21 protein-coding genes and 3 pseudogenes are annotated in these 26,832 nt (G+C 33.8%); 6 read left to right on the top strand and 18 right to left on the bottom strand.

Annotated elements, in window-relative coordinates:
- Positions 1–3: 3 nt before the first annotated feature.
- From ACZ267_RS07075 to ACZ267_RS07030, 10 genes and pseudogenes are all read right to left on the bottom strand, one after another.
- The gene (locus tag ACZ267_RS07075; protein ID WP_047210557.1) at positions 4–627 is read right to left on the bottom strand and encodes a nuclear transport factor 2 family protein; all 624 of its coding nucleotides are present in this window, start codon (positions 625–627) and stop codon (positions 4–6) included.
- Between the two features lie 218 nt (positions 628–845).
- The gene (locus tag ACZ267_RS07070; RefSeq protein WP_002467334.1) at positions 846–1,409 is read right to left on the bottom strand and encodes a TMEM175 family protein; all 564 of its coding nucleotides are present in this window, start codon (positions 1,407–1,409) and stop codon (positions 846–848) included.
- A 689-nt stretch (positions 1,410–2,098) separates the two neighbouring features.
- Positions 2,099–3,573: pseudogene (locus ACZ267_RS07065) on the bottom strand (MFS transporter).
- Positions 3,574–3,948: 375 nt separating this feature from the next.
- Positions 3,949–4,215 carry an FmdB family zinc ribbon protein gene (locus ACZ267_RS07060; RefSeq protein ID WP_047210558.1) on the bottom strand — a complete coding sequence of 89 codons (267 nt, stop codon included), beginning with the start codon at positions 4,213–4,215 and terminating at the stop codon, positions 3,949–3,951.
- The gene (fmdA, locus tag ACZ267_RS07055; RefSeq protein ID WP_015364571.1) at positions 4,215–5,408 is read right to left on the bottom strand and encodes a formamidase; all 1,194 of its coding nucleotides are present in this window, start codon (positions 5,406–5,408) and stop codon (positions 4,215–4,217) included. Before fmdA ends, ACZ267_RS07060 begins: the two co-directional genes overlap by 1 nt.
- 333 nt (positions 5,409–5,741) lie before the next feature.
- A complete protein-coding gene (locus tag ACZ267_RS07050) occupies positions 5,742–7,112 on the bottom strand; it encodes an MFS transporter (RefSeq protein ID WP_372868614.1) in 1,371 nt (456 codons plus the stop codon).
- Positions 7,113–7,264: 152 nt separating this feature from the next.
- On the bottom strand, positions 7,265–8,626 hold the full coding sequence (brnQ, locus tag ACZ267_RS07045; RefSeq protein WP_047210560.1) for a branched-chain amino acid transport system II carrier protein: 1,362 nt from the start codon (positions 8,624–8,626) through the stop codon (positions 7,265–7,267).
- A 241-nt stretch (positions 8,627–8,867) separates the two neighbouring features.
- Positions 8,868–9,425, bottom strand: coding sequence for a sugar O-acetyltransferase (locus ACZ267_RS07040; protein WP_047210561.1), 558 nt, complete (start codon positions 9,423–9,425; stop codon positions 8,868–8,870).
- A 54-nt stretch (positions 9,426–9,479) separates the two neighbouring features.
- Positions 9,480–10,085 (bottom strand): annotated as a pseudogene (locus ACZ267_RS07035) (FMN-binding negative transcriptional regulator).
- A gap of 123 nt (positions 10,086–10,208) precedes the next feature.
- Entirely contained in the window at positions 10,209–10,430 is a 222-nt protein-coding gene (locus tag ACZ267_RS07030) for a hypothetical protein (protein WP_047210562.1), read from the bottom strand.
- 306 nt (positions 10,431–10,736) lie between these two features.
- Here ACZ267_RS07030 and ACZ267_RS07025 point away from each other — a divergent pair.
- Positions 10,737–11,771: pseudogene (locus ACZ267_RS07025) on the top strand (PTS sugar transporter subunit IIC); the annotation flags it as partial.
- A 130-nt stretch (positions 11,772–11,901) separates the two neighbouring features.
- On the opposite strand, the gene ACZ267_RS07020 reads toward ACZ267_RS07025, so the two are convergent.
- The gene (locus ACZ267_RS07020) at positions 11,902–12,837 is read right to left on the bottom strand and encodes a hypothetical protein (RefSeq protein ID WP_047210563.1); all 936 of its coding nucleotides are present in this window, start codon (positions 12,835–12,837) and stop codon (positions 11,902–11,904) included.
- A gap of 285 nt (positions 12,838–13,122) precedes the next feature.
- Between ACZ267_RS07020 and isaB the strand changes: the two genes are divergently transcribed.
- Positions 13,123–13,632 (top strand): immunodominant staphylococcal antigen IsaB family protein, encoded by a 510-nt coding sequence (gene isaB / locus ACZ267_RS07015; protein WP_079449158.1) that lies wholly within the window; start codon positions 13,123–13,125, stop codon positions 13,630–13,632.
- 342 nt (positions 13,633–13,974) lie between these two features.
- On the opposite strand, the gene ACZ267_RS07010 is transcribed toward isaB, so the two are convergent.
- The 3 genes from ACZ267_RS07010 to ACZ267_RS07000 all read right to left on the bottom strand — a co-directional run bounded on the left by ACZ267_RS07010 (position 13,975) and on the right by ACZ267_RS07000 (position 17,886).
- Positions 13,975–14,709: a class I SAM-dependent methyltransferase gene (locus ACZ267_RS07010; RefSeq protein ID WP_463680298.1), complete on the bottom strand. Its 735-nt coding sequence runs from the start codon at positions 14,707–14,709 to the stop codon at positions 13,975–13,977.
- Positions 14,710–15,192: 483 nt separating this feature from the next.
- Entirely contained in the window at positions 15,193–16,431 is a 1,239-nt protein-coding gene (locus ACZ267_RS07005) for an ArgE/DapE family deacylase (protein ID WP_047210566.1), read from the bottom strand.
- Positions 16,432–16,455: 24 nt separating this feature from the next.
- Positions 16,456–17,886, bottom strand: coding sequence for an MDR family MFS transporter (locus ACZ267_RS07000; protein WP_047210567.1), 1,431 nt, complete (start codon positions 17,884–17,886; stop codon positions 16,456–16,458).
- Positions 17,887–18,233: 347 nt separating this feature from the next.
- On the opposite strand from ACZ267_RS07000, the gene ACZ267_RS06995 reads away from it, so the two are divergent.
- Together ACZ267_RS06995 and ACZ267_RS06990 are read left to right on the top strand one after the other, a co-directional pair.
- Complete coding sequence (locus ACZ267_RS06995) at positions 18,234–19,112, top strand: SDR family NAD(P)-dependent oxidoreductase (RefSeq protein WP_052772689.1); 879 nt, start codon at positions 18,234–18,236, stop codon at positions 19,110–19,112.
- Positions 19,113–19,337: 225 nt separating this feature from the next.
- Positions 19,338–19,976: an FMN-dependent NADH-azoreductase gene (locus ACZ267_RS06990; protein WP_047210568.1), complete on the top strand. Its 639-nt coding sequence runs from the start codon at positions 19,338–19,340 to the stop codon at positions 19,974–19,976.
- Positions 19,977–20,068: 92 nt separating this feature from the next.
- On the opposite strand, the gene ACZ267_RS06985 is transcribed toward ACZ267_RS06990, so the two are convergent.
- From ACZ267_RS06985 to ACZ267_RS06975, 3 genes are all read right to left on the bottom strand, one after another.
- A complete protein-coding gene (locus tag ACZ267_RS06985; protein ID WP_047210569.1) occupies positions 20,069–21,439 on the bottom strand; it encodes a CitMHS family transporter in 1,371 nt (456 codons plus the stop codon).
- Positions 21,440–21,831: 392 nt separating this feature from the next.
- Positions 21,832–22,104, bottom strand: a complete 273-nt coding sequence (locus tag ACZ267_RS06980; protein ID WP_047210570.1) for a Txe/YoeB family addiction module toxin — start codon at positions 22,102–22,104, stop codon at positions 21,832–21,834.
- On the bottom strand, positions 22,097–22,351 hold the full coding sequence (locus tag ACZ267_RS06975; RefSeq protein ID WP_002466398.1) for a type II toxin-antitoxin system Phd/YefM family antitoxin: 255 nt from the start codon (positions 22,349–22,351) through the stop codon (positions 22,097–22,099). The genes ACZ267_RS06980 and ACZ267_RS06975 overlap by 8 nt, the downstream gene beginning before the upstream one ends.
- A 244-nt stretch (positions 22,352–22,595) precedes the next feature.
- On the opposite strand from ACZ267_RS06975, the gene lip reads away from it, so the two are divergent.
- The gene (lip, locus tag ACZ267_RS06970) at positions 22,596–24,797 is read left to right on the top strand and encodes a YSIRK-targeted triacylglycerol lipase (RefSeq protein WP_047210571.1); all 2,202 of its coding nucleotides are present in this window, start codon (positions 22,596–22,598) and stop codon (positions 24,795–24,797) included.
- Between the two features lie 88 nt (positions 24,798–24,885).
- Here the strand turns inward: lip and ACZ267_RS06965 are convergent, their stop codons facing one another.
- Entirely contained in the window at positions 24,886–25,206 is a 321-nt protein-coding gene (locus ACZ267_RS06965) for a hypothetical protein (RefSeq protein ID WP_047210572.1), read from the bottom strand.
- 545 nt (positions 25,207–25,751) lie between these two features.
- On the opposite strand from ACZ267_RS06965, the gene ACZ267_RS06960 reads away from it, so the two are divergent.
- Complete coding sequence (locus tag ACZ267_RS06960; RefSeq protein ID WP_058714271.1) at positions 25,752–26,732, top strand: tRNA dihydrouridine synthase; 981 nt, start codon at positions 25,752–25,754, stop codon at positions 26,730–26,732.
- Positions 26,733–26,832: the final 100 nt, after the last annotated feature.

Genomic DNA, 26,832 nt, shown 5'->3' with positions numbered 1-26,832 from the left:
CTTTTATATAGACTCTGTTTGGTACGTCAACCATTGATCCAATCGATTGTAAAAGTCATTCAATTGTTCTGGTCGATCAATGCCTTGTAATTCATGATTAACACTATATCCAATGTAATTAAGACAGAAACTTAAACATGCGTAGCTAGATCGATATTGGTTCAACGCGTTAGCTGGTAACGAAATTGTAGATGGAACAACAGGTGCCAAGCTATCCTTTTCATATACGCATTCCATAGTATTGATATACCATGTATCGTCTTGTTTAACCAATCCATAAACAATTTTCGCATCAGAATTAAGTTGCATCTGAACCTCGTTAATCGGTAATCTTGTTTGAATCGTCGCTTGCATAATCGCCACTGCTCTATCTTGATTTATCCATATTTGCGAATTGTAAATTTGATGTGGTGCATAACGATTCATTTCTCTAGAAGCATCCACAAATGCCTTACCTGAACCTTTAAACCACGAAATGTTTATCATTGAGTCTTCAGCAAAGCATTCATACATACTGTCCCAAAGACTATTGTCGCGACAAAATCTCTCAAACTGAATGAGCTCTAAAATATTTTCCTTATCTAGCAACGTATCCTGTGTGTATGGGCGATTTCTTTCAAATAACATATTAAATCTCCTTTAATATAACTTGCTCATATGTCCTTAACAATATTATTCGGACACCTATCCGTTTATTATGAGAAAAATTTTTCTAAATTACAAAAGATTTGATTTCTAAAGTAAAAATAAACAAGCCCATTTGAATGACTGTTTTAGCACAAAAAATACCTATTCTAATTAGGAGCAATATCCGTATTAGAACAGGCATATTTTCGACTTAACATTTATGAATGTTGTTTATGAAATGGGATTACCCATATTAAGATATTAAGTAACAATCCAATGAGTGCATACGGTGGGAAGAAAAATGAAATGATCAATGTGATAACATTGTTAGCAAATGAAAGCATTTCTTTGACTCTCGTTTCACTCAAATGATGATTTTGCGTTTTAGGTGATAGTTTAATTACTTGGTTTCTTAGTAACATGAATGACAAATTAAATGCGATAATATCTATGTTATACAATAACGCTGCTTGCCATGACATAATATCATGACCAAACCATGCAGTGATGGTTGGTAGTAGCGATAACCAAAATAGGAAATTAATGTTCGCCCATAATATTTTATTGTTGATTTCACTAATTTGGTTTAATAAATGATGATGACTAATCCAAATTGTTGCAATAGCTATAAAGCTAACTGCATACGCTATAAAGTTATATTTCAATTCTAAAATAGCTTCTAAACTATGGTGATGTTCTGGTAATTTAAGTTCTAATACTAATATCGTAATAATAATGGCTATAACGCCATCACTAAACGCTTCAACTCTACTTTTTGACATTCATTTCCAACTCATTTCTCATCTTTATGTAAGAATCAAAAGTTACCTTATTCTATAAAAATAGTCAATATATATTTGTATTTTATATACGATTTACCAGCTTACAACGTCTCATTTCAAACTAAATTTTCACCTACTGTGTTTTCCACCGTATATCGAGCATAATTTGATATTTTCTCTAAATATTGGTCTAATTCATTATTGTCGAAATGGGCTAATACGATAAAACAAGCTTCTCCACTCACTTTATAAAATTGTTCAATATGATCAAAATCCATCGTTATTTGTTTTATTTGATCAAAGCATTATCTAACTTTGCAGTAGTTACTACTACAACTGAATTTTTATCAAACTTAAAATAATCTCGCTTTATTCTCATAAGTTAAGGGAGTGGGACAGAAATAATAAAGAACCACTAATCATTGATTATGTAGTGGTTCTTACGCATTAGCCACAGCTAATGTGTACTTTAAAATAGGAATACATGAGTGAAACTCATGCATAAGAAATACTAATTTCTAAAGAAAAAGTATTTCTTTATCGTTGTCCATCCCCAACTTGCATTGTCTTTAGATTTTCTTTTCGAAATTCTCTATGTTTGGGGCCCGTCCCCAAGCAAGGTTGACTAGAAATGACTATAACTTGAAATATATTTATGTCCCAGCCTGTTTTGGATTACATCATTAATTTTATTCAGGTTTAACATGGATACGTCGACCTTTACCTAAGAACATTTGAAATTATAGAAGCGATTAATAGAATGATGTTAAAAACAATCAGCATCAATTGTGATATCTTGCATTTTTTTCGATAAGATTAATTGGTTCTGTACTGGGTTGTCTATATGAGTCGTGAAACTACCATATAATAATTGAACACCTTGTTGAATATGATCTTTCATTGTATAAGCAATGATAGGTACCAGTAGTGCCGCAAAGAAATTACGCATCGAATGCATTGTCGTTGAACGATTAGAAGCAAATTTAATTTCTCCATCTAATAAAGTGGCCATCGCACCACTTAGTAATGCCATAGATGCGCCAAATCCTAAGCAAGCCGCTTGCAAGTATAATAACGGCAAATTAATCACATTACCCATCGCTATCCAATGCACACTGACATATAATAATGCTACCGAACCAAGGGAACCTAATATACCTGCCCCAATCGCACTATAAAAGAACATTTTAATAAAACCAGCTATGACGACACCTATGAAGAAGCATACATAAAATCTTGCTATATCTTCAAAAGGTAGCTTTAATATCTTAGTAAGAAAAACATTAATACCTGCTATCCCAGTCAACAATGTTAAATGTGATGATATCGCCATCACTGCACCTACACTAGGCTTTTTAGCAAATAATGTTTTAAAATACACTAACGGTGAAGATGAATGCATGTTTCTGTATATAAAGTTCACTAGGAAGAACATCGCTAGTAGTAGAAATGGCCATACCCATAATGAGCTATATCCTTTTTGCGTTAACATAGCCATTGGTATCACAAAACATAATATAGTTAAAAACAATAAAATAATAAGCACATAATCAATAGAATTCGAAGACACATGTTTGTGCTCTTCTTTATTTAAAAATACTGTCCCAAATATTAAACAAACGATAGCTGAAACGATATTAAGTACAAATACCCAATGCCAACTATCAAGCTCTAATGAAACACTACCAGATAATCCGACTAACGCGTTGGCACCAAACAAGCCTACGATGACAAATAATAAAAATACATTGCGGAATCTTCGTGGAAAGTTACGAAATAATTGTGGTAATAAAGTAAAAAATAGAACACCTGTACTAACGCTTTGTATAATTTTAGCAATACTTAATACTATTAAATCCTGTGATATGAGACCGATTATTGAACCGATTAAAAAGAAAGAAACAAAAAGTAGATAATTTTTCTTGAAACCTAAACGATGTGTGAATACATGTCCTAATGGAATACCAAATGCAAACGCAAAGTTCGCTATAACTGACGGTATGATTAAGTACTGTGAACCAGTACCAAAAGAAGTTTGAAGTATACCTTGATTTAAACTATAAGCTAAATTGGAAAAATATTGCGACCCAATGCCAAATATTGTAATGACTGTGAGCACAAAAATTTCTAACATTCGTGCGCGACGCGACCATAAAAAACCCATATTATCCTTCTTTCTATTTAAATTCCGAATTATAACAATATATCATTTTACCACTTTTCAAAATAAAAACATATAAAACTTTCTCGAACAACAACAAAAATTGTACACTATCCATTTTAAACTACCAATATAACTCATATTTAAACGTTTGATAAACGAACCTTTTACTGGTGCTCAGGTTACAAGACAAGCTGTGGCACAACTAGTAACTGACATAGTAAACCAACCTGAGCTTTATTCTAGAGAAAGTATTGGTGTTAACGAACCAAATACTAATTTCAATAAACCAAGTTTTTATTAATGGTATATTGACGTCTTTCAATGCAAACAACCTCCACGACTTATCTAGGTCGTAGAGGTTGTTTTGAATCAAATTTAATGATCTGCCATCCATGGTCTGCTTTGTTTGGTTGGCCTTGGTGTCATTTTCGGTAATTGATCTTTGGACATGATGCGAGGTGTTTGTCCTCGTTCAATTCTTTGTTTCAGTTTGCCATCCATTTTATAGGTTTGGAATGTCGAGAATACGCGCTTTGCATCATGATGACATTTTGGACATTCTGCCATATCATGTTGTTCCTTCATAGATTGGCGTAAGGTAAATTCGCCACATTCTTTACATTCATAAGTATATTGAGGCATTATTGATCAGGCTCCAAATTCGGTACGATGTCATCTTTGAAAATTTCTCTTGGAATCGCAATCGTACAACATGCATTAGGCACGTCCACTATACCTGCGACTGTACCTTGTACCGGTGCAGTACCTAATAACATATAAGCTTGTTCACCTGTAAATCCACGTGTTTTTAGGAATTCAATCGCATTTAATACCGCATTTCGATACGCTGTATTGGCATCTAGATATGTTTGTTTACCACTGAATTCATTTACAGAAATACCTTCAAACACAATATAATCTGTATAATTCGGCATTACTGGTCCTGGTTTAAACGCAGGATTCTTTTTAATATGATATTTTTCCATACCATTTTTAATAACGTTGACTCTTAAATCAATCCATCCTGGCATTTCAATACCACCACAGAAGGTAATTTCTCCATCCCCTTGAGAGAAATGTAAATCTCCAACTGAAAGTTTTGCACCTTCAACAAATACTGGGAAATAGATACGAGAACCTTTTGATAGGTTTTTAATATCACAGTTTCCACCATTTTCACGAGGTGGCACAGTACGCGCACCTTCTCTCGCTACTCTATCAAAGTCTTTACCAGTTAAGGTACCAGCCACCACTGCATCCGTATCAGGTAAGTTAGCTAAGACTGGTTCACGATTTGGATCCGTATCCACTAATTCTTTCTCGCGACGATTCCATTCATCTAGCATCTCTTGAGTAGGTGCCACACCAATCAATCCTGGATGAATCTGCCCTACAAATTCAACCCCTGGAACATGTCTACTCGTTGCATAAATACCATTAAAGTCCCAAATTGATTTCTGTGCATTTGGATAATGATCAACTAAGAAGCTACCACCATTAGTTTTATCGAAAATACCATTGAACCCCCATTGATGTTCATCAAAAACACCAATATCTAAGATATCTACTACAAGTAAATCACCTGGTTGTACGTTGTTTACGTGTACTGGACCACTTAAAACATGTACACGATTTAAGTTCACGTGTTTAATATCACTCGGATCATCATTATTGGCAACTTGTCCATCTGTCCAATCTAAGCATTCCATTCTAAATGATTCTCCTGGGTCTACTGAAAATGCTGCTGGAATATCTGGATGCCATCGATTGTGTCCTGGATGTGCTTGCTGATCCATCTTCTTGTTTAAATCAATACTAAATAACTTTTTAGGCATATGCCCTTCCCCCTTACATATGAAAGTTAATTATGACTGATTGTTAAGTTATCTAAATATTAACACAATTAAAGTTACAAAATATATTAAAATGTGTATATTTTTATCAATTGGAATTATTACGATAAATAAACGATATAAGCGGAATGTACAAGTGGAAGTAGAGGAGGGGGAGTTACGCAGGAACATTCTAAAAACAATACGTCCGTTTGTCTTACTTCAGACAAACGAAACACTTACCTTCAGTTGCATAAACCTTGTCATAGCAAACTTTATAGCGGGTTGATACAATTATGTCATTATTATAGATTCACTTTCCACCCTATACTTATATTATTCATTTTCAACATTTTTACCGACCGGTTCCCATTTCAATACAAATGTAATGACAAGACCAATCAGTGGTACAAGACCAATCCATAACATCGTTTGGTTTAATCCGACTGCTGCTAATATAATCGGGAATACAAACGTTCCAATAATACTACCAGTTCGACTCACTGACTCCACAATACCTGTCGCTTGTGAACGTAAATGTGTTGGGAATGATAATGCACCAATCGTCTTACCTTGCGTTCCTGGTCCACCTGAATGACCGAATAAGAACAATGCAATTAAACATGTATTCATTACCATTGGTAAATTATTGTAAAATAGTCCTGTTACAACCATGACAAACAAGACAATGCCGAAACCTATCATTGTAAGTTTTCTCGTACCCAATCGATATGTATACTGTGCACCTAAGTACGCACCGATGATACCTGCTATATTGACAATTGCTGTACCAAATAAGACCCCTAGCTTATCCTCACTTATCATGTACTTCGCTATAATTGGAATATATAATCCCACTGCGTAGTACTGCATACCTTGTAATGTTGATATCGCTGTTGCTAAAGTTAACCTTTTTAAATATGGCTTTTTAAGCAGTGCTTTGTAAGATTGTTGATGTTCATAATGATTGGCCTGATATTCTTCTTGTCTTTCTTCTAGCTTCAACTGGACATCGTAATGTTTCTGAATATAGTTTGTCGCCTTTTCGAGTGAAAAATGATTAATAATCCAAGTTGGACTTTCTTGTAAATACTTTAATCGCATGATGTATAACACTAAAGCAATACAAGCCCCAAATCCAACGGCCATACGCCACAATGTTTCTCCTGCTCCCATTAAGAAAAATGCAATGACCACTAACGACGATGTCACAAACGCTATGTACCATACGACTTGCCAGTAATTAACATTACGACCTCGTTGCACTTTATTACTAATTTCTGCAATAAACGTAAATGCAACCGGACTATCCATACCTATCGCAATCCCCATCAGAAATCTACATATCAATAGAATCATTATATTAGGCGAAAGTGCTGCACCTAAAGACGTTACAATTAATATTAATAATGACATTGAAAGGATACGCTTTCTGCCAAATCGATGCGCCAGCGATCCTCCAAAAATTGCACCAATCAATGCCCCTACAGGTAATGATGTCATCACGAATGACAACATGGTTGGTGATAAATTGAATTCTTTCGTGATTTGGTCTGTCATCGTTCCTAAAATGGTAATATCATATGCATCTAAAAATATCGTTCCTAATATCATCAATAACAACATATTAGATGTATGTTGCTTGTCCGCATCATCAATGATTCGATACAAATCTTGCTTTGACTTCACAATTTCCATATTAATCATCCCTTATTTTATTTTAGATTAAGCGTAATTAATGATTATTAACTCTTTGTTAAGCGCAAATAAATATTTATTTAAGTCATACGCTGTCGCTCTGTCATAGTTTTAAAAAAATAGCGTCTATCTCAAATGTAAGATAGACGCTATATAGTTAATTATTCTGTCGTCGTTGACTTGTTAGAACGGATTTTATAAACAATTAATCCAATGATAAATCCAATTAATGCCGGTAGAATCCAACCCATACCAATATCAAAGAATGGTAGGTATTTTTCACCTAATGAAATGATAAATTTAGCGAATGATGTTTTCAAAAATGGCTCTGGACTAGCCTTAACACCATCAATAAATGACGCAATCATTGTGAAGAAAATCGTAAATAGATATACAATTTTCGAATGATTGAATAATGGACTTACTAAAGTTAATAAAATAATTGTAATGGCCAATGGATAAATGAACATCAATACTGGCGTTGAATACATAATGATTTTAGTTAAACCAACATTAGCAAAAATACATGCTAAGATACTGACCACTGTCGCAAACATTAAGTAACTACGTTTCGGGAATAACTCTGTAAATGTTTCAGAGAACGCAGTGATTAAACCAATCGCTGTTTTTAAACATGCGACAATTACGATCAGAGATAATACGATAATTCCGTAATCCCCAAGATAGTGTCTCGCAATTTGAGCTAATGCAATACCACCATTTTCACTCACTTTAAATTTACCGATACTCATCGTACCCATAAACGCAAGTAAACTATAGATAATTCCCATTAAAACAATACTGATTGTTCCTGATTTAAATGTTTCTTTGGCGATACTGTTAGGATTTGTGATACCTAACTTTTTAATCGTAGATACAATAATAATACCAAAGGCTAATGATGCCAACGCATCTAACGTGTTATAACCATCAATGAATCCTTTAAGTAATGGACTCTTATCATAATCAGCACTCACAGGCGCATTCGTTAACCCACCTAATGGATGAATGAACGCTAAGACTACGACAATACCTAATAAAACTAAAAAGACTGGATTTAAAAATTTACCTATGTAATCTAAAATTTTAGACGGCTTTCTCGCAAAGAACCACGCTAATAAGAAGAAGATAATACTAAAGATGGGTAAGTAAATCTTCGCAACATCAGGTGAAATGAATGGTGAAAATGCAATTTCAAAAGATGTTGTCGCTAACCTAGGTAACGCAAAGAATGGTCCAATGACTAGATATAATCCAATCGTAAATATGTATGCATACGTTTTACTGACTCTTGATGTAATTTCAAAAATACCGTTTGTTTTAGACATACCGATAGCAATAATACCTAAAAACGGTAATCCAATAGCAGTAATTAAAAAGCCTAAATTAGCAATAAATACGTTTGACCCTGCTGTTTGTCCAAGATGAATTGGGAAGATGATATTCCCAGCACCAAAGAATAAACCAAATAGCATTGATCCGATAAAAATGTTCTCTTTTAAAGTCAATTTGTTTTTCATCATGTCTGTTTATTCTCCTAGTTATTTTTTATTCATTATACATGATATTTTGTAAAGGAAAAATGTAAATAACAAGAAAATTTTAAAAAATTAGACAATAATACATCATTATTACTTTATAAATTGTAAAATAACACATTAAATTATATTTAAAAAAAGTACTATACACCACCTGCATAGCACTTTAGTATTATTTAATAAAAATTTACACTCATCTTTGTGTTATTAATCAGTTATCAAACTATTATTCTTCTAATTCTTTAATAACTTTAGCCGGTACACCTGCTGCAAGGGTATTATCTGGTATATCCTTTGTGACTACGGCACCTGAAGCGATCACTACATTATTTCCAATAGTCACTCCTGGAGTAATCGTGACTTTGCCACCTATCCAAACATCGTCGCCTATATTTACAGGACTTGCTTGAGCTAAATACTCTCGTCTTCCTTTTGCGCTTAATGGATGGTTAACTGTATATATATCAACATTAGGACCTATCATCACATGATTTCCAATGTTCACTGGTGCTATATCTAGAATGGTAAGGTTATAGTTTGTTAATACGTCATGTCCGACATGTATATTTTTCCCGTTATCACAATTGAATGTCGCTTGGAATGAAATGTTTTCACCAGCAGAACCTAATATTTGGCGGATTTTACTTTCTTGTTGTGCCGGTTCTGTAGCAGGAATGGCATTAAATTCTTGGCATAATTGCGCTGCTCTAGCTTTACGTTCCGCCACTTCTTTATCATCAAAATGATATGGCATACCTTTATCTAATTTTTCTATTTCTCTCATTGCTATCTAATCCTCTCAAGTTCATATTATTCATGGTTTTTATAAAATAACGGCTTAATACTTCTCTATTTCTTTAGCAATTTTACTTTCCTTTTGATTGCCCGACGCTTTTAATTGCTTGGCAATGTTCACTTTCTCCTTTGTACTTCTATTTTGACTAAGTTTGTATGCGGCTTCTATATCTTTTACTTTAACTTGAAATCCGACAATCCCTTTGATTTGTTTCTTAGTATCTTCTGACAAATGATTCCATGTTGCATCATCATCTTTGTGACCTTCATAGTGATTCAATAATTGCTTCAAATCAGATACTAGTTCATCATGATTCAATAATCGCCCTTCACCATATACATGTATACTTTGATAATCCCATGTCGGTACGTCTTCTGTTTCATACCATGTAGAGGAAATATAGGCGTCTGGTCCTTGGAAAATCACTAATACCTGTGTGTTATGTTCTATCGTTTGTACCAATTCATTTTGTTTTGCTAAATGTCCTGTAATCACTAATTAATCATCTTGTTCTGAAATCATCACTGGAATATGTGACGCGATGGGTTTTACGTCGTTACTCGTTACAATTGTCGTAAAATTATTATACTGTATAAATTGTTTAATTTCTTCATAATCATTGATTTGTGAATGCTTACCAATATACATGATGTCACACACCCTTTTAATGAATTCATCTTATTCATCATCGACTCTTTTTTATATTCAAAAAGCTGTAGATGAATGATCCACAGCTCCCCGTTTTAATGCCTCATTTGTCGTATTACAACATTATAAATATTGATCTGCATGCTCTAATCTATAATGTTCTGTCACTTCTTTTTCATGTTCGAATTCTTTTTCAGTTAATCTCTTAATATTTTCTACCGCATACCCTAATTTCTTTGCGAATGCTTCTACTTCATCTTTGTCTTTCGCAAGAACAAACATTGTTAACACATTATCATCAACAATATCTTTATGATGTTGATAATCTAATTTAAAAAATTTCATGACAATCTCCCCCTCTTTACGTGTTTATTATATACCCCAAATCATCATTTTATTCATGTAAATTGCCATCTTTTTTGTCTATATTGTTAAAAATATTATTTTGAATATTGAAGTATATTGTTTCATTTCTATTCTCTCAATACAACTCTAAAGGAAGGTAACAACCATTTCATTTGAATTTTCAAAAAAAATTAAATATTGATTAACAATGTTTTGTGGGCGATTTAATTTTTTGAACATTATGTTACAATTGTCAAATGATTTTTTATAGAACAATTCTTATTTCTACTAAAGGGGTTTAATGACATGAATATTATATTAGGCGTCGGAACACTCGTTATTGTGTTGGTCATTATGACATTGTTCCTTAAATTCGCACCATACGGTAAGGAAGGCTTACAAGCTTTATCTGGTGCTGCTTGTGCCACATTCCTACCCCAAGCATTCTTAAGTTATGCAATCGGTGGTATCTTACATATTAAATTCTTACAAGACATCGGGTACCCTGCAGGTAGTCTAGGTGGTATTGCGGTAGGTATACTCGCATGCATCAATTTAGGTGTATCACCTGTCTTCGCTATTATCGTCGGTCTTGTATTAAAGGATTTCAGTTTATTACCAGCATTTATCGCTTCATATATAGTTGCATTTATTTTTAAATTGATTCAGAAGAAAGTGCCTGAAGGTTTAGATTTAATCGCAGTGATACTCATTGCACCGGCATTAGTATATGGACTTGCATCACTGATTAATCCAGGTGTTACAGCCGTATTAAATCAAATTGCAGGTGCCGTGAACTCAGTTGGCGACAGTAGTCCATATGCTCTAGCGATCATCTTAGGCTTAATTATTCCAGTTACAAGTATGACGCCATTAAGTTCAATGGTTCTCGCAAGTATCTTAGGCCTTACAGGACTCCCAATGGCCATTGGTGCGATTACTTGTACAGGTGCGTCATTTGTAAACTTCACATTATTCAACATTTTGAAAATTGGCGAGAAACCAAATCGATTTGCAGTCTTTATCGAGCCTTTAACACAAATTGATTTAATCGTTAGATATGCGCCCGTTTTATATGGTACGAATGCTCTTATCGGTATGGTCAATGCTTGTATTATTGCATTTAGTGGACTTAAAATTGGTGTCACAGGTATGGCAACACCTATTGCAGGTGCGATTGTCTTATTTGGCTTTAACAATCCAGTTTCATCAGCGATTACAATCATCGCCGTAGCTATAACAAGTCTAGTACTCGCCTTTATTATTGGTACACTTATTAAAAAATTCGATTTAATGCACTTACACATACCAATGCCTTGGCAGAAACATACTAAACACTCAAAACACATAAATAACTCCCAACCATGCGATTGTTATCGTGGCTGGGAGTTGTTTTTTTATATCTAGTTAACAATCAAGACATACATATAGTTTTACATATTTAGCGGACTTTTCTAATTTAATTCAAGTCCTAATATCCTGAACCGATTTTGTCTCCGTTTTCATCAAATTTAGTCACATAGCCATCATCTGTATCAACGGTATATGAGCCGGCTAAATTACCGTCTTTATCGTCATATGAGAATCCCCATTTACCATCACTTGTTTTTTCGGGTTCTTTAAATGTATACGTATCTGTATCTAACTTTTCTCCTTCGTATGATTCTACTTTATCGATGACATTATCACGTGTCACTTCTTCAGAATCTGAACTACTATCAGATGAACTATTGTCGTCTGAACTTGAATCATCATCACTTTCGTCGTCAGATGGAGTAGGCATCTTATCGTATAAGCTAATTTTATCAGCTATTGTTTTTAAAGCACTGTCGCTTTTATATTTATTATAAACTTCTTTCGTATCGTGTTCTTCACCAGTTTTTAAGGCATCTTTATATGAAGGAATTTGACTTTGAGTAACACCGATATATATCTTGTCATCACTAATACCAATAATTGTAGCGGCCATAACCTTTGATGGTGTAACATTATAAAATTTCATGCCTGCAGGTGCACCCGGAATTTGTTGACCATCCTTACTTATATTTAATTCAGTCAAAGTTTTTGTTTCTTTTCCTTGTGAGTTATTTTCAGTATATCTACCCGTCAATATATCATTTTTAGTATAAGTGTACTCTCCTGATTCGTTAGCTAAAAAGATTAACGCTATTCTTTCTTTTTCAGATAGATTCGAAATATCATTAGTAGATGATTGTTTAGACTTGCTTGATTGGTTTGAACTTTCTTTACTTGATGATGACTTAGAATTGTTCTCTTTTTTACTGTCTTCACTCTTTTGTGTATCTTCTACTTTCGATGCTCCTTTTGAATCACTAGATGAACCGCCATTGTTACAAGCTGACAAAAGTAATAATGCTGTTCCACTTAAAAATAAAAATTTCTTCAATGATAAATCCCCTTTGTTTTATGTTTTTTCAAAAATTCTCAAATATATATTATTAATACTTCTTTATACAAGACAATTATACTATATTTTTATAAAAATATGGCCAAAAAGCAGAAATTATTTATATTTATACCGTATATGCAAAAATGTATTTTTTAAATTAATAATTCCTACGCTAAAATCGACAATCATTTTATACTTTAAATTTGAATCTTTTATAAATTTGTTGTACTTTAAAGTTGGTAGCGTTTTCACTACCAAAAAAATACACAGGAGTGATGCTTTATGAAGAAATTAACTAAAACTTTTGTTGCGGGAAGCATTGTATTAGGCACAGCACTAGGAGTAAGCGTTTCTACAGATAATGTATCATCTCACCAAGCACACGCAGCGTCATCACAGTATTGGTATAAATATAACGGTTACACTGCTTCAGGAGGTAACTTTCTATTAAGCCAATCATTCTATAATGGTTTAAAAGCGGATAATTTAGAGTTCAATGGTGTTAAAGTTAGCGGTAAATATCAAGCACCTACTAACTCTAAAGTCATTTATGATCAAACATTCCAACAGTATAAAAATCACAAAGCAAGCAATGTAGATATTAAAGTAAAACCAAACTCAATTAGCTTAAAACAAGTGAAACAAAAATATGGTAATAACTATGACTATCAAAATCCATTAACAGAACCTGCTAAAAAGAAAGGTGATGGCATTTATAGTTATCAAGTAGGCAAAGGTCATATTGCGTTTGCAATTGAAAACGGATATGTCACTAAAGCCAACGTATCATAAACGTCTTTGAGCTAGTTTAATATTATACCTTCCATATATAAAAGAGAAGCTATGACATAAATATATACTTCAAGTTACATTTATGTTTAGGCAGTAGTTGACTGTAAAGTCATTCTTTTTCTTAGAGAAATTAGAATGACTTACACATGCGTATTGACTCATGTGTTCAAATTAAGCTTTAGAGGTATACATGAACTAAAGTTCATGCATAAAACCGTCTAAGTAATAAATTACAAAGACGGTCTAATGTACCAAGCTTTTTCATTTCTAGTCAACCTTGCCGGGGTGGGACAACGAAATAAATTTTAAGAAAATTTTATTTCTGTCCCTCTCCCTTCTTTATTACTTCATTTTCCCTATAATTCCGTATGCCATATCTCTTATGAAGGCGCTATGATTGTGTTGTGCCTCTGCTTTTAATTCTTCTTTGAACGTTTCTATTGAGAAGGTCTCATCCACAATATGATGTGCCTTCATTCTAGGTAACATAATACCAACAAGCCATTCTAAATCATTGTTGTCGGATGTATGAATGATCGCTTCCGCAAAGTAATCAATGTCTTTCATACCTATTTCGTTCAACAAATTGTATAACTTTTGGCCGATATGAATATCGCCACCTTCTTGTGCTACAGTTTGCCATATCCACTGTATCGCTGTTTGATGTAGAGGTAGTTCATCTGCACCCGTACCGCCATTAATAGCATCACTTTCCTGAAAGCAGAATATACCTTCTGTTTTTAAAAAGTCCTTTAATATACGTAACGCTTGTACCACATCTGGTAAATACATGAGTACCCTTCTACCAATAATGACATCGAATTGGCCTAATGTTTCCGGTAATTGATAAATATCATGTTGTTGATAAGACACATGATCATATTGATTATTTTCAACTGTTTTTTCCAACAGTGTTTGATTCATATCAATACCAATCACTTCACCTTGTGATCCAACACGTTCAGCTACTAATTGAGTGACTTCCCCAGTCGCACATCCGATATCTAATATGCGCATGCCTGGTTTAATATTTGCTCTATCTAGCAACTTGATGATAACCTCATTACGTTCATTCATACATCTCTCTCCCTTTTTAAAAATCCCGTTTTCCTATAACCGTAGCGACTTTTATATAATTTAATAATTAAATTGATTTGAAATTTGAGTACTAACCATATATAATATGATATTAATATAACTACATGATTAGAAAGGATAAACATCATGATCAACACCCCCGCTTACTCTATGTCACTTCTATTATTTTAACAGTATTGAATCTTTTTATCGTTTATACGACCTTTTTCACTAATTTATTTAACAATTCTACATTCTCGTTCTGGTATTGGCCAGGCGCTATTCTCATTTTCATTACTATAATTATCCAATTAACCTTACTTTCAAAATGTAAACACAAATTAGTCACCAGTTTATTAGGTGTTTTAAATATCATCTTACTCATCCTATTTTCTACGCCACTCTTATTATCATAATATAAAAGGAGTAGCCTCTGATCATTCGTGCATCACGCAATCACTAGCTACTCCTATACATTCTTATTTAAGCTTCATTTAAATATGATGTTAATAATTCAATATAATAATCAACGAATTGATGATATGTTTCTTTATTTACATGTTCATTGACTTGATGTGGTACGGTACCTGGACCAAACATTAAGAATGAGAAATGTTCATCTTTATCACGTAGTAAATTAGATGCGTCAGTCACACCAACTGATGGTGTTGCAACGACATCCCTCTTGAAAATATGAGCTGCCACTTGTTGACCTAGCGCGATTAAACGATTTTCCCCTGTTGTAAGCACTGGATCTAAGTCTAGGTACATGTCTTCTTCCAGTTGACCGCCTTCGTTATTAATCTGTTCAATATGCTTTTTAAATAAAGCTTTCACCTGATCATTATTAAACTCTGGAACGGTACGAATGTTATAGTCTGTTGTTGCCATATCAGGCACAGAATTGACTTGATTACCACCTTGAATAATTGTATGGTTAATAACCAATCCATTAATGACGCGCTCGATTTCTTCTTCCTCAACTTTGTCGCCCACACGTCCTTTTATTCTCTCAATCACATGTTTGAAATCTAATTGTTCACACTGTAATTCTTTTCTAATGGCTTCGTATTCCTCATCAATATTTCGCACAAAATCTAGTAATGGCTTAATCGCATTTTGTCCGACCACAGGCATAGAACTGTGTGCTGCTTGTCCGCGAGATACAATTTGATAATCCATAGAACCTTTATGCGCATAGACAATACCTGATTCGGATGGTTCAGCAATGACTAATGCATCCACATCATCCATATAGCCTTCTTTATATAATTGTTCTGAACCTAGTTGTTGCATTTCTTCTCCAGCTGTCGCCATTAACTTGATAGTACCTTGTTTTAACGCGCCACTTTGATAGATTTCAATCATTGCAATGACTAGTGCAGCTAAGCCTGCTTTCATATCTGATGTACCACGACCATATAAATAGCCATCTTGTTCTGTTAATTCAAATGGTGGGAATTGCCAATTATTAGGATCGCCTTCTGATACCACGTCCATATGTCCTGAAATCGCCACGACTGGGTGACCTTCACCAATGGAAGCAATTAGGTTAGCACGATTGTCATGACCTTTAATTTCATCGATATCTGCTTTGATATCATGCTTTTCTAATAAATCTTTTAAATATTTTGCTACTTCTATTTCATTATCATTCACTGTTTTGATTTCTACGATATCTTTTAAAATTTGTAAATGGTCCTCTTTTGTAAATACACTCATGTCAAATACTCCTTTATAATTTTATTATTTTCTAGAAGTTTTTGTCTTATCTTTGATGAATAAACATAGAATAAATGCAATCACAATCAAGATGGTTGTAAATATAAATGCTGCATCTACACCATGTACAGTAGCTGCACGCATCATTTCAGTTTTAGACTGACTGGTATGACTACCTGCTAAATCATTTTTAGATACAATGGAAAGAATCGTAATACTCACTGCGGTACCCATTGCCCCAGCGATAATACGTAATGAATTCATAATTGCTGTACCATGAGAAATTTCTTCCGATTGTAATGCATTCAGTCCTGCAGTATTCAATGGCATGATTAATAAACCGACTGAGAACATACGAATCGCATAAATAACGACTACATACCAAAATGGCGTATCTGTTGATAAAAATGTATGAAGAATCGTCATAATAATCAACAGTGTGAAGCCAGGTATCACTAGGACACGTAATCCGAAACGGTCAAATACCTTACCTGTATAAACAGAAATAAATGCATTAAACACAGCACCTGGTAAAATCACAAGCCCTGATAATACTGCTGATAGTCCTAAACCTGTTTGTACATACATAGGAATGAGTAATGCAGGACCAACGATACCAATAAATAGCAACATAGATGCTACTGCTGATAAGGTAAATGTCTTACTTCTAAAGACACGTAAATTTAACAATGGATGGTCAATTTTTAACTGACGGAATGTAAAGATGGCAATCACGATTACACCTAATATAAATGTAATGATTACAGCTGGTGACGTGATACCCAACGTACTGATACTACTAAACGCGAATAAAATGAGGCCGAAACCAAAGGTAGAATATACAACAGAAATCTTGTCTAAAGCAGTATCTTTTGGAGAACTATGGTTTTCAACGAAGAAGTAACCAATCACGAAGGCAATAATAGCAATCGTTGCGACGACGTAAAACGGCATTCTCCAACTAAACGCATCAATGAGCAAGCCCGTTAACGTTGGTCCAATCGCAGGTGCAGATTGTGCGACTATACCTGTTAGTCCCATCGCAAATCCACGTTTTTCTACTGGGAATAAGGTGAACACTGTAAATTGCATGAGCGGTAATAAAATACCTGCACCAATTGCTTGAATCACACGAGCCACCATTAAAATACTAAAGTTTGGGGAAAGTGCTGCCACTAAAGATCCAATTAAAAAGGCAGCCATAGAGAAAATATATAAACCTCGTGTAGAATATCTATCCATTAAAAATGCAGTAAGTGGAATCATGACACCGTTAACTAACATAAATCCTGTAATCAACCATTGTGCTGTCGTTTCAGGAATACCTAAACCTGAAATAATCGCTGGTAAGGCAGTATTTAAAATGGTTTGATTTAACATAGCTACGAATGCACTGATTAACATCACTACTACAATCGTATTTCGTTTTGCTATTGTCATTTCACTACTCGACACGACACCCTACTCCTTTCTTAAAATTGTCCACGAAAAACTGTATCATTTTTAGTTAGCTTAGCAAACCATTTTACTTAAAAGACGCTAAATTATTCCTAACTGTTGAAAATATTTGTGTTTGTTGAAATAAAATGTGTGAAATTGAACGATATACATGGGAGACAATGACTAAATCTAATCTTTTGACTTATTTTATCTATGGATATATTATGTCTATAGAAGTAAAAGGAGATAACTTTAAAACTTATATGTTCTAACACTTATTAGTACATTGTTTTACTTTTCTTTCTTCTTTTTATTACATTACACAATAAAAATAGACCAACAAAAATAAAGGAGGTCTTTATATGAATAATAAAAAATTAATAGCAACATTGTTATCAGTAGGTATAGGTGCACATCAATTAAATACTTATTTTAAAAATAAACATATTGACGGGGCAGGTAAATACGCATTAATAACAGGTGCTTCAAGTGGTTTAGGTGAAGCATTTAGTGAAGCATTTAGTAAAACATTTGCACGACATCACTTTAATTTAGTATTAGTTGCAAGATCTGAAGATAAATTAAACCAATTGGCTCATCAACTAAAAGCACAATATGAAATTAATGTAATCGTCATTCCTGCAGATTTATCTAAAACTGAAGATATTTATCATTTATATGATAAATTATCCGAAAAAGGCATTGAAATAGAACAATTAGTTAATAACGCGGGATATGGAAAAAGTGGTAAGTTAGTGGATATCGGTACAGAACAATTAATTTCCAACCTTAAATTAAATATTACTAGTGTGACATTATTATCACGTTTATTCGGAAAAGATATGGTTGAACGAAACAGTGGAAAAATTTTAAATGTAGCATCTCTAGGGGCTATGACACCTGATCCTTATTTTAATGTTTACGGACCAAGTAGAGCTTATGTGATGAAATTAACCGAAACTATGTATGGCGAATTATTAGATACTAATGTTAATGTTAGTGTTTTATGCCCTGGGCCTTTAGATACCAATTGGGCTGCTAATGCCGGTAAATCTTCATCTGCCTTTGCAAGCAATCCACAAACTGTTGCTAACCATACATTCTATAAAATGCAAAATAATGAACTTGTGATTATACCAACACTATTACACAAAATAGAAAGACAGTTTTTAAATGTTGTTCCTAATAAAATGCTTGCTAAAATTATAGGTAATTGGCAACTACGCCTTATTAATAAATAAACTATAAGATGAGATATCCCCAATTGTTAATTGGATATTTCTTATAAATTTACCTGTTTCAATTTAGGTAATCATAAAACGCTATAACAATGATTCGGAGTGGCTCTATTTGATATCCACTCCTCTTTTATGTACATTTACTTTCAAAAATAATAATGCCGATTATAGTCTTTAAACAGATAACCGTGTATACTTGTCATATTACATACAAAGGAGTATTTAACTATGAAGACGTTACTTATTAACGCACACCCTGATTTTAATAATGACAGTACCTATACTGCTCAAATGAAAGCTATGTTTTTAGAAAAATATAATGAAGCATTTCCTAATGGAGAGATTGAAGAACTTAACTTATATGAAGGTTTATTACCTCGTCTTGATAGCGAGCAATTGTTAAACGTGTGGAATAAACTTGGCGCGGGTACACCGTTATCTGAAGAAGAGCAACAAGTTGCTGACAAATCTACATCTTTAGTACAACAATTTAAAGCACATCATCGTATTGTGATTTTGACACCATTACACAACTTCAATATCACATCTCGTTTAAAAGATTACATCGATAATATTATGATTCCTAGAGAAACATTTAAATATACAGACGATGGCTCAGTTGGACTAATGACAGATGATTATAAAGCATTACTATTACAAGCAAGTGGCGGTATTTATACCAATGAAGATCGTTATACACCACTTGAATTTTCATACCATTATTTAAGAGAAATGTTCAAAGAAGTTATGGGCTTTGATGAATTCTACATTGCACGTGCACAAGGTACATCCATTTTACCTAAAGAAGATATTATCAAAGACGCAGCTAAAGATATCGATCAAGTCTTTGACGCATTTTATTCATAATATATTAATGACCATATAAATCAAGCGTAGTACTTAACAATCATGTTCTGTACTACGCTTATTTTTTAGACTGCCTTAACACTTCCCTGTAGTTAAAAGGCTACTGTACCTATTAACATTGCAATAAGTAACAATACAATAGCAAAGCCCCATACCCAGAAGAAGGCATATTTAATATATGTGCCCATGTTGGCTTCGGCTAAACCAAGTGCAAGCCATACTGCTGGCGCAAATGGACTTACGAAAGTACCTATAATATTACCAATCACCATTGAATAAGCAGTAGACACTTGTGATACGCCAAATTCAGCGGCTGTTTGCTTAACAATAGGTAACAATGCGAAATAGTAAGCATCCGTACTTGTTAATAAATCAAGTGGTACACCAAAGATTCCTACAATAATGTGAATATACGGTCCGACTGGTTGCGGAATAATATGAATGAAACTTGTAGAGATTGCTTTAAGCATACCCGTCTCATCGAGAATACCTAAGAACATCCCTGCTCCTACAATGACAACAGCCATCATTAATGCATTAGGTGCATGTGCTTTTAAGCGATCCATTTGTTCGTCTACACTCTTATAGTTAATAATTAAAGCAATAGAAACACCTATCATAAATGCGAATTCTGGCGGAGCGATATTCGTTAACATGGCAACCATAACTAATAAAGTTAACAATGTATTAATCCACTTAATAGACCTATGCTCTCTGGCACGACCTCTTACTGGAAACTTAATATCTTGTTCATGTTCATAATGCGCAACAAGTTTATGTATATCAATATCTTGAGTTTGTTCAATTTCTCCCTTTGCAATCCCTTTTTGAATACGTTTCTTTTCTCTAAAACCTAAATACACTGCAAGTAACATAACGAGAATAAAACCAATTATTTGAATTGGTATTAAACCATACCATAATTCATTGACACTTTTAGCTTTTAAAACGGTTGCGACACGCGCCATTGGACCACCCCAAGGCACCATATTCATCACTGCTGCACTGAGCGCTAATAATAAAATGAGTAAATAGCGACTCATATTTAATGCTTTGTATAATGGTAATAAGGCAGGAATACATAATAAAAATGTCACCGCACCTGCGCCATCGAGTTGTGCAATCGTTCCAAGTAATGCCGTCATAATACAAACGACGACTACATTACCACGTGTCATCAGTAACAACCGCTTCACAAGTGGTTTAAACAGACCACTATCGTTCATAATACCAAAGAAAATAATCGCAAAAATGAACATAATGACAACGTTCATCACTTGCGCTAACCCTTTATCAAAGAACTTAACCAAATCGGCAACACTATAGCCTAAAATTAAAGCACCGATACATGGAATCAATGTCATACCCACAACCGGACTAATCTTCTTAGCAATTAGCAATCCTACAATTGAAATAATAATTGCTAAACCAACAATCGTTAACCACATACTATCCCCTTGCATGATTAACATCCCCCTTTAAATAATGAAACGACGATATTGCATTTGTTTACAAAATACTAAAATACCAAATCGTTTTAATTTTTAGAAAAATGTAAGCGCTTTAAAATATTTTATCATAACATGGTTTATGAGGAAATATGTAATTCGTATGGGAAATAGGTTGGATCATTACACATCTATATTAAAACAGTCTCGGACATAAATATATATTTCAAGTTACATTCATATTTAGGCAGTAGTTGACTGAAATGAAAATGTGCTTGTACCAAGCTTTTTCATTTCTAGTCACCCTTGCCGGGGTGGGACAACGAAATAAATTTTAAGAAAATATTATTTCTGTCCCTCTCCCTTGAACTCAAATACATCAATCTGTTGTTTAGAGACATAGTAAATTATTTAAAATAATGATATTTACAAGAAACAATAATTATTTCTGAATCATGTACTTTATAAACTAACCTATGTTCAAAATTGATTCTTCTACTATAATATCCTTTAAAATTACCTTTCAAAGCTTCAGGCTTTCCTTCACCTTCGAGTGGGCCATTACGATTTATACATTTTATCAAATGGTTAATCTTTTTTAATAATTTTTTATCATGAATTTGCCAATATTTATAGTCTTCAAATGCATCAGGTGTAAATAAAATATTTAATCTACTCATATGATTCTAAATCTACCTCTATTGTATTTCCACGCTCAGCATCTTCTATAGATTTAGCCAAGTGTTGGGCATTAGCAGGGGATTGTTGGAGGTATAATGTCTCCATCATCGCATTGTAATCTGACTCCGAAATCAGTACAGCATTGCTATCATTAGTTGTTATAGTCACCGCATCTGAATCATTGTTAACTTTATCTATTAAACTTCTAAAATTTTTTCTAGCTATTGAGTACGATACTATTGCCATAATCTGTACCTCCTTTTAATAAATTGTACAAAAAACTGTACAATAAGTAAAGCGTATTGTTACTCACCCCTACCTTTGTTTGATGGAACTTTAAGAAGTTGTAAAGAGAAATTTATATTACGTTCATAATCTTAATTTATGATGGGAGTGTCGTCGGATTTTCTGAAGTACGTTGTTAATCTGTCGGCATTTCATATTAAATGTTGCTCATAATCCAGATTTAACAGATAGAGGTGCTAATAACATGAAAAACAGAAAGAATTCTTATAGTATTCGTAAGTTAAGTGTAGGTGCATCTTCAATCATCGTTGCATCTATGTTATTTGTCGGAGCGGAATCTGCACAAGCAGCAGAAACTGAATCACAAGATCAAACTACTGTACAAAATGTTAAAGAAACAACTGAATCATCTAACTCTAATCAAACACAACAACAACCTTCAGAACCAACAAAAGCGAAAGATTCTGATACAAATAATACGAATGTTGAACGTCCTGAATCGAATTCGACACAAACATCAAATCAAGACACTGACAAAATGCAGGATACATCAACTAATCAAACAAACGAAAATTCTAAACATATTATTGATAAAACTAATGACGTTTCACATGAAACTACAAAGACAAATGATACAGATCAAACGTCATCTCAAGACAATTCAGAACAATCTCTTGAAGTCGACTCAAATGAGGCACCAGCTTCAAATGACAAATCAACTCCAACCAAACAAGAACCTACTAATTCAAAGCAAGATATTGATGAAACATCTAAACCTAATGAAGATTCAAAACTTGTACCATCAAAGTCAAATATAACATCTAAAGCAGATAAACAAGAACAGTCTTCTAAAGAACCTGTTGAGGATAATGCTCAAAAAGATAAACATGTATCACAAGAAGATTCATCTATAGAGAAACAAGGTACACAAGAGGTCCCGCAGACTGACACACATAAAGATGTCAATGTAACACCTTCAAAGTCATCATCAGAACAACAACTATCTACAACACAACACATTACAGCTAAAGATTCTAGTGCTTCACAAGAGGTGCCAGTTCATTCACTAGATTCATCTAAACAAGATCACACAACATCGACTGAGAGCCATATCAATTTAGATAACCTAGATAAACAAGCGACTAAAGATAGTACACCTACAGATAATGGCGATGATCAGTCTAAAGATGGTCTAAATACATTAACTAAAAATGCGGTAGCCATACATAACAACAAATCCAAAGCACAGGCTACTCAACCTACTAAAGATCAGACGAATAAGGTAGCGCCTCAACAACAATATAAAAATCATGACCCTATTATACTTGTACATGGATTTAATGGTTTTACAGCTGATAATGGACCTGGTTTAGGAGATAGTAATTATTGGGGTGGCGAACGTCTTAACATCACACAAGAAGCACGTGCAAAAGGTTATAACGTGAGTGAAGCTAGTGTAAGTGCATTAGGTAGTAATTATGATCGTGCGGTTGAATTGTACTACTATATCAAAGGTGGCACTGTAGATTATGGTGCGGCACATGCAGCTAAATATGGTCATGAACGTTATGGCAAGTCTTATGCAGGGGCCTATAGAGATTGGAAACCAGGCCAGAAAATTCATTTAATCGGCCATAGTATGGGTGGACAAACTGTTCGTTTATTAGAAGAAATGTTACGTAATGGAAATCCTGAAGAAATCGAATATCAAAAGCAACATGGTGGTGAGATTTCACCATTATATAAAGGTGGACAAGATAACATGATTTCTTCCATTACTACGTTAGCGTCACCTCATAACGGTACACACGCCTCTGATTTACTAGGTAATGAAGCGATTGTAAGACAAGCTGTTTATGATTTTGCGAAATCACAAGGTAATAAATTCTCTCGTGCCGATCTTGGTTTAACTCAATGGGGCTTAAAACAGAGACCTGATGAAACCTATATCGACTACGTGAAACGCGTTGAAAATAGTAGCTTATGGAAGACAAAAGATAATGGATTCTATGATTTAACAACTGAAGGTGCACAAGAGTTGAATAATCATACGTCACTCAATCCAAAAATAGTTTATAAAACATATACTGGCGAATCATCTGACCCAGATAAAAATGGTATCCATCATCGTAATAGTCATATGAATATTAAATATTTACCAACAACAAATGTGATTGGTAAATTAGACGATCAAGCTTGGCGAGAAAATGACGGCCTAGTATCAGTAATTTCGGCACAACATCCATCTAATCAAAAATATGTCGATGCTACAGATCAAATTCAAAAAGGCGTATGGCAAGTCACACCTGTCCAACACGATTGGGACCATGGCGACTTTGTCGGAACACAAAAAGATGAAAACGGCATCTCAATCGAGCAATTCCAAGGCTTCTGGGATAACCTATTAAACGATGCTATAAGAAACGAAAAAGTGACTGATCAATAGTGTGAGTTGTAGAAAGCCATAATTATAAAATAAATGCCAATCCACCTATCATTAAAGGTGAATTGGCATTTTTACTATTGCGCGTTATCTATGAGTTACTTTCTTTGATAGCCTCATATAATTCTACAAATTTTTTACCTTCTTTACGTGACACGTAATCAAATATCCAATTTTCATTATTGTTTTCGGTTATTACTATTCTATACGGACTAAATGATAAACCAAATTTCAAACTCTTTATTTCATTAAAGTGAAATTCGTTTTTAATCTCTGAACCTTTCAGTAATCCATCTGCTTCAAAATAAATCACGTCTTTTAGTAAATATAGTGTCCCGGGAACGCCTTGAGATGTAAGTAATTTCATTGAAACTTGAACTTTATACACTGGGTGCTCTAAATTAATTTCCATCCTATCTCTCCTATCATTAATTTATTAACTATGCTTAATAATATTCTGATCAGACTGAAATTTTAAACTATTTATGATTATTTGTTTCTTAATAAAACTATATCCTAAAATATATTTGAAATAGTCATTTTATATAGAAAAAAGGCAACTTCTATCTCATTCATAGAAATTGTCTTTGGTTCTCGTCCCCTTATCTTCGGGGTATTCTTCGATTTGCATCATTCACAAACCTTTTTAAATCAAGGTAAATACAAACATTTTAGTGTCTATAAACTTGACATTCACTATACATAATATAGCCAGCATGTCCTAAAATATGACAACTTTCTTATCATCTACCTATTAATGTAATTATACTATATTCTCTTTATTTTTTCCTGTAATATAAAAAATTGTATAGTGTTTTTTAATTCATTCTACTATTCATCCTTTTGTTTCAAGTTTATGCTTTAGTCAACTTCACTTTGTATATCTCCCCCCTTTGTGGTAATATCATTATGCGTAAAAATGCGAGATACTAATAAAGAAGAAGGTTTAAATATATTATGAAGGAAAATTTTTGGAGTGAATTGCCACGGCCATTTTTTATTTTGGCACCTATGGAGGACGTGACAGATATTGTCTTTCGTCATGTGGTAAGTGAAGCTGCGAGACCTGATGTGTTTTTCACTGAATTTACGAATACTGCAAGCTTTTGTCACCCTGAAGGGATTCACAGTGTGCGTGGTCGCTTAACTTTTAGTGAAGATGAACAGCCTATGGTAGCGCATATTTGGGGCGATCAACCTGAACAGTTCCGTGAAATGAGTATTGGTTTAGGGGAGATGGGATTTAAGGGCATTGATTTAAATATGGGATGTCCTGTTGCAAACGTTGCTCAGAAAGGTAAGGGTTCTGGCCTTATTCTTAGACCTGAAGTGGCCGCTGAAATTATTCAAGCAACGAAAGCGGGAGGTCTACCGGTAAGTGTTAAAACACGTCTTGGTTTCTATGAAATAGATGAATGGCGTGATTGGTTAAAACATGTCTTCGAACAAGACATCGCGAATTTATCGATCCATCTACGTACACGTAAAGAAATGAGTAAAGTTGATGCGCATTGGGAATTAATTGAAGCGATTAAACAATTACGTGATGAGGTAGCACCTAATACTTTATTAACAATTAATGGCGATATTCCAGATAGACAAACTGGACTTGAACTTGCCGAAAAATATGGCATTGATGGTGTGATGATTGGCAGAGGCATATTCCACAATCCATTTGCCTTTGAAAAAGAACCACGCGAACATACAAGCGAAGAACTACTAGGTCTATTACGATTACATCTATCATTATTCCAAAAATATGACAAAGATGAAGACCGACAATTCAAAAGTTTACGTAGATTCTTTAAAATTTACGTACGTGGCATTAAAGGTGCGAGCCAACTACGACATCAATTAATGAACACACAATCTATCGCTGAAGCACGCGAATTACTAGATGAATTCGAAGCACAAAGAGAAAAACGTACAGAATCATAATCAATTTCAACACATAACAATCCCCTGTTAATCATTTGGTTAACAGGGGGTGTTATATTTATAATACAATGATCATAAACTAAATTGATCTTTATTGAAA

Source organism: Staphylococcus sp. AC872 (assembly GCF_979255425.1).
This window is presented reverse-complemented; position numbering and strand designations above follow the sequence as displayed.